The organism is Enterobacteriaceae endosymbiont of Donacia bicoloricornis (assembly GCF_012567955.1).
Lineage (GTDB): Bacteria > Pseudomonadota > Gammaproteobacteria > Enterobacterales > Enterobacteriaceae.
Window position 1 is genome coordinate 228,514 of the sequence record NZ_CP046186.1, and the last position, 4,644, is coordinate 233,157.

Sequence of the window (4,644 nt, forward strand, 5' to 3'; positions counted from 1 at the left end):
ATTTAAAATAGTTTGTTTATTAATTATGTTACAAATAACACAATCAGCACAAGAATATTTCTTCAAATTATTATCTAAAAAAGATAAAAATGTATGTATTAAAATTTCAGTTTTAATAAAAAATAATATTTTTAAAGGAAATATTTCTTTTTGTGATATACAAAAAATTAAAAATAATGATATTAAATTAAATTTTAAAAATATGAATATATTTATAGATTTTGATAGTTCTAAATTTTTGGAAAATATAAAAATAGATTTTATAAAAAAAAAATTATCTACTAAATTAGAATTTATAGTTGTAAATAATAAAAAAATAAATAATTATAAAAAAATAAAAAATCTTAAAAGAGATATTAATAATTTTTTGAAAAATATAATTAATCCTAAATTATTTAATCATGGAGGATTTATTATATTGAAAAATATAACAATTAATAATATTCTATTATTAGAATTCCATGGTGGATGTCAAGGATGTTCCATGAGTAATTATACACTTAAAAATTGGATTGAAAAAGAAATAATACGTAATTTTCCAAACATAAAAGGAGTCTATGATGTAACTTTTCATAAAAAAAATAAATTATCTTATTATTAAGAATAATAAATATATCATTTTTTATTTAAATATTTTATGATTCTTAAAATATATGTTTATTAATTTAGTTAAATTAAAAAATATTTTTTAATATTTAAATAAGGAATAAAGATATATGCCTGTGATAGTTCCAAAAAAATTACCTGCTATAGATTTTTTAAAACAAGAAAATATTTTTTTATTAAAAAAATCAAAAAGATATCAAAAATATCCAAATTCATTAAAAATACTTTTTTTAAATTTAATGTTTAAAAAAATTGAAACAGAAAATCAAATTATTAGATTATTATCTAATTCTTCTTTATTTATAGATTTATCATTACTATCTGTAAGAGATAGTCAATCATCTAATAATTTTTCAATTAATCATATTAATAAATATTATTTAAATTTAGATCAAATATATCATAAATTTTATGATGGTTTAATTATTACAGGAGCTCCTTTAGGATTAATTAATTTCTCAGATATAAGATATTGGAAAGAATTTGTAAAAATTATACATTGGGCTACAGAACATGTTAATTCTGTTTTTTCTATATGTTGGTCTGCACAAGCAATATTAAATATATTATTTAATATACCAAAAAAAATTAATAAATCAAAAATTTTAGGTATATTTAAACATAAAATTTTATTAAAAAAAAATTTTTTGGTTCAAGGATTTGATGATTATTTTTTCGTTCCTCATTCTAGATATTCTGATTTTTCTTTAAATTTTATAAAATATTATACTGATTTTAAAATTATTTCTTATTCAAGAAAATCTGGTGTATATATTTTTTCAAGTAATAATAATAAATATATATTTATTACTGGTCATCCAGAATATGATGCATTAACCATAAATCAAGAATATTTAAATGATTTAAAAAATGGATTAAAAATTAATATTCCATACAATTATTATCCTTTAAATAATCAAAAATTAATACCAAAAATTAATTGGAGAAGTCATGGTAATTTATTATTTTTAAATTGGTTAAATTATTTATTTTATAAATAAAATATTTATATAAATTTTTTTAAAATATTTAATTTAAAAGGAGTTTAAATGTTAACAACTAAATATTTATTTTTTACATCTAAAAACAAAATACTTGATTATAATATGAATAGTTATTCGTTAATGCTGAAAGCAGGAATGATTAAAAAATTATCTTCAGGAATATATACTTGGTTACCTACTGGATTAAGAGTAATTAATAATTTTAAAAAAATAATACGTTATTATATGCAAGATATAGGAGCAATAGAATTATTATTACCTATATTACATCCAAGTAAAATATGGAAGCAAAGTGGACGTATAAATGATTATGGTAATGAATTATTAAAAATTTTAGATCGTAAAAAACATAGTTTTATTTTAGGACCTACACATGAAGAAGTTATAACTTATTTAATACAAAGTGAAATTAAATCATATAAATATTTACCTATTCATTTATATCAAATTCAAACAAAATTTAGAGATGAAATTAGATCACGTTTAGGAGTTATACGTGCTAAAGAATTTTTAATGAAAGATAGTTATTCTTTTCATCAAAATAATTCTTCTTTAAAAGAAACTTATAATATTGTATTAAAAACTTATAAAAAAATATTTAATATTATGAAAATTAATTTTTTAATAATAAAAGGAGATAATAATATTATTGGAGGTAATATTTCTCATGAATTTCATATTTTTTCTGAAAATGGAGAAAATAAAATTTATTTATCTAAAAATAAAAAATTAATTTTAAACAAAGAATTAAGAGAATATTTTATTTGTACAAAAAAATATATAAATAAAAAAAAAATATTAAATTTAAAAAATTGTATAACTTATAAAAAATTAGCTAAAATTTGTAATTCATCAATAAAAAATATAATTAGAACAAGTATTTTAAAAACTTCAGATAAAAAAAATCCTTTTATTGCATTATTAATTAGAGCTGATTATAAATTGAATTTTGAGAAAATTAAAAAAATTAATAATAAAGCTATTAAAATTCTATCAGAAAAAGAAATAGAAAAATTTTTTAATATAAATATAAATTCAATAGGTCCTTTTAATTTAAAAATTCCTATTATTGGAGATTATTCTATAATAAATATGTATAATTTTATTATAGGATCTAATATTAGAGATAAATATTTAATTAATACTAATTGGGAAATAGATTTATCTATACCTAATAATATTCAAAATATTAGTAATATTATTCAAAATGAATCTATTTTAAATAAAAAAAATTTAATAAAAATTAGACGTAGTATTGAAATAGCACATATTTTTCAAATTGGTAAAAAATATTCTAAAGCAATGAATGCTTATTTTTATGATCGAAATAAAATTAAAAAACCAATATATATGGGTTGTTATGGTATTGGAATATCAAGATTAATTGCAGCTATAATAGAACAAAATCATGATAATCAAGGAATTTATTGGCCTAATTCATTACTAGCTCCTTTTTTAGTAGCAATTATTCCAATTAATTTAAATAAAGATTTAGTAGTTAAAAAATATTCTTTTTTACTTTATAAAAAATTTAAATTATTAGGAATAAATATTCTACTTGATAATAGAAATTTAAGTCCTGGAATTATGTTTTCAGATATAGATCTTATTGGAGTGCCTCATATAATAGTTATTAATAAGAATAATATTCTTAATAAGAATGTTGAATATAAATATAGAAAAACGGGATTTAAAAAAATTATTTCTACCGATTTAATCGTTGATTTTATTTTTAATAAAATCAAGTTGAATAAATGTTTTAATATATTTTACTCCAAAAAATAAAAAAATTATCTTTTTGATAAATAGTTGCTGTACCTTCTCGAGTAACTAATTTATTTTCTAATTCTGCAATTAGTACATTATTATAAAATAATAATGGAATTTGCTCTCTTTTCCATTTTGGAATAGATAATTTTTTCCATATATAATGAATATTTTTTTTATTTTTAAAACTGTTAAAATAACATTTTCCTGAGATATTAAATTTTATATATATAATTTCATCATTTTTTGGTTTTCTAATATATATTGAATCTTTTTTATAATTTATATTAATATTTAATATTATTAGTTTTCCTAATTTATAGGGTAAAATAAGAGGAATTTTTATATTCTTCCACACTAAAATAGTGTTTTTTAAATTAGGAAAATATTTTATACAAAATAAATAATTTTTATATTTACGAATAACATATGAACCAATTTTAATTTGTGGATTATTATTATTTTTACAACAAATAATTTCATTCCATATGATAAATAATAGCTTTCTAGAAGGTAAATAATAATATTTATTATATTCTATCCATTTTCTAATAATAAAATTTCTTTTTATTATATTAAAATTATATAATGGTTTAATGAATAAACTATTATCTTTTTGTATTAATTTAATTAATATTGGATTTATTAAATCTGTTAATAAATCTTCTTGTTCTTTATAATTTATTATAGATCTAATAACCGAATTTTTAAAAAATGGCCATCTATTAGTTATTTTAGGTAAAATAATATTACGTAAAAAATTACGATCATATTTTATATTTTTATTACTAGGATCTTCTATCCATTTTAATTTTTTTTGTTTAGCATAATGAATTATCTGTTTTTTACTTATTTTAAGTAATGGACGAAATAAAATTAAGTTATCAAAAATTTTAATTTTAGACATTCCTGATAAACCTTTTGGTCCACTTCCTCTTTTTAAAAATAAAAAAAAATTCTCACATTGATCATCTAAATGATGAGCAGTTACTAAAATTTCATTTTTATAAATAATATTTTTAAATACTTGATATCTTTCTTTACGTGCATTTTGTTCTATATTATTTTTATTTTTAATATATATATTTTTATATATAAAAGATATATTCCATTCTTTACATTGTAAAGAACATTTTTTCATCCAAAAATTTGATTCATAATTTAAATTATGATTAACATAAATAGCTCTTAATAATAAAGGATATTTATATCTTAATTTAAATAAGTTATATAATAAAACTGTAGAATCAACACCTCCACTATATGC

The 4,644-nt window shown here is 16.9% G+C and carries 4 protein-coding genes; 3 read left to right on the top strand and 1 reads right to left on the bottom strand.

The genetic code is table 11. From position 1 onward, the window contains the following. The 3 genes from GJU03_RS01075 to GJU03_RS01085 all read left to right on the top strand — a co-directional run. On the top strand, positions 1-601 hold a 601-nt coding region (locus GJU03_RS01075; RefSeq protein WP_211080482.1), incomplete at its 5' end, for a NifU family protein. Positions 602-716: 115 nt separating this feature from the next. Next, positions 717-1,607 (top strand): homoserine O-succinyltransferase, encoded by an 891-nt coding sequence (locus tag GJU03_RS01080; RefSeq protein WP_168918855.1) that lies wholly within the window; start codon positions 717-719, stop codon positions 1,605-1,607. A gap of 48 nt (positions 1,608-1,655) precedes the next feature. Further along, entirely contained in the window at positions 1,656-3,395 is a 1,740-nt protein-coding gene (locus GJU03_RS01085) for a proline--tRNA ligase (protein ID WP_168918856.1), read from the top strand. On the opposite strand, the gene tilS is transcribed toward GJU03_RS01085, so the two are convergent. After that, a partial coding sequence (gene tilS / locus GJU03_RS01090) for a tRNA lysidine(34) synthetase TilS (protein WP_168918857.1) occupies positions 3,370-4,644 on the bottom strand: 1,275 nt, incomplete at its 5' end. The two genes, GJU03_RS01085 and tilS, sit on opposite strands and share 26 nt — an antisense overlap.